Annotated in this window: 1 rRNA gene; it reads right to left on the bottom strand. The window is 56.8% G+C overall.

Annotated features, from left to right (window positions below):
- Positions 1-10: 10 nt before the first annotated feature.
- Positions 11-1,532: ribosomal RNA gene (locus ACSQ2D_RS21565) — 16S ribosomal RNA — on the bottom strand.
- Positions 1,533-1,552: the final 20 nt, after the last annotated feature.

Raw genomic sequence — 1,552 nt, 5'->3', positions numbered from 1 at the left:
TGCTCCTTAGAAAGGAGGTGATCCAGCCGCACCTTCCGGTACGGCTACCTTGTTACGACTTAGTCCCAATCGCCAGTCCCACCTTCGACGGCTCCCCCCACAAGGGTTGGGCCACCGGCTTCGGGTGTTACCGACTTTCGTGACTTGACGGGCGGTGTGTACAAGGCCCGGGAACGTATTCACCGCAGCGTTGCTGATCTGCGATTACTAGCGACTCCGACTTCATGGGGTCGAGTTGCAGACCCCAATCCGAACTGAGACCGGTTTTTTGGGATTCGCTCCACCTCGCGGTTTCGCAGCCCTTTGTACCGGCCATTGTAGCATGCGTGAAGCCCAAGACATAAGGGGCATGATGATTTGACGTCATCCCCACCTTCCTCCGAGTTGACCCCGGCAGTCTCCTATGAGTCCCCACCATGACGTGCTGGCAACATAGAACGAGGGTTGCGCTCGTTGCGGGACTTAACCCAACATCTCACGACACGAGCTGACGACAACCATGCACCACCTGTACACCAGTCCGAAGACGCACCCATCTCTGAGTGATTCCGGTGTATGTCAAGCCTTGGTAAGGTTCTTCGCGTTGCATCGAATTAATCCGCATGCTCCGCCGCTTGTGCGGGCCCCCGTCAATTCCTTTGAGTTTTAGCCTTGCGGCCGTACTCCCCAGGCGGGGAACTTAATGCGTTAGCTGCGGCACGGATCTCGTGGAATGAGACCCACACCTAGTTCCCAACGTTTACGGCATGGACTACCAGGGTATCTAATCCTGTTCGCTCCCCATGCTTTCGCTTCTCAGTGTCAGTAATGGCCCAGAGACCTGCCTTCGCCATCGGTGTTCCTCCTGATATCTGCGCATTCCACCGCTACACCAGGAATTCCAGTCTCCCCTACCACACTCTAGTCTGCCCGTACCCACTGCAAGTCCGAGGTTGAGCCTCGGATTTTCACAGCAGACGCGACAAACCACCTACAAGCTCTTTACGCCCAATAATTCCGGACAACGCTCGCACCCTACGTATTACCGCGGCTGCTGGCACGTAGTTAGCCGGTGCTTCTTCTGCAGGTACCGTCACTTGCGCTTCTTCCCTGCTGAAAGAGGTTTACAACCCGAAGGCCGTCATCCCTCACGCGGCGTCGCTGCATCAGGCTTCCGCCCATTGTGCAATATTCCCCACTGCTGCCTCCCGTAGGAGTCTGGGCCGTGTCTCAGTCCCAGTGTGGCCGGTCGCCCTCTCAGGCCGGCTACCCGTCGTCGCCTTGGTGAGCCACTACCTCACCAACAAGCTGATAGGCCGCGAGTCCATCCCAGACCGAAAAACTTTCCACACCATACCCATGCGGATTGGTGTCATATCCGGTATTAGCTCCGGTTTCCCGGGGTTATCCCAGAGTCTGGGGCAGGTTACTCACGTGTTACTCACCCGTTCGCCACTGATCAGACCAAGCAAGCTTGATCGTCACCGTTCGACTTGCATGTGTTAAGCACGCCGCCAGCGTTCGTCCTGAGCCAGGATCAAACTCTCCGTTGATGTTCAAACACCCACCACCA

The organism is Terrabacter sp. LjRoot27 (assembly GCF_964254175.1).
Classification (GTDB): Bacteria; Actinomycetota; Actinomycetes; order Actinomycetales; family Dermatophilaceae; genus Terrabacter.
The sequence above is the reverse complement of the archived record's forward strand: the minus strand, read 5'-3'. Positions and strand labels throughout refer to the sequence as shown.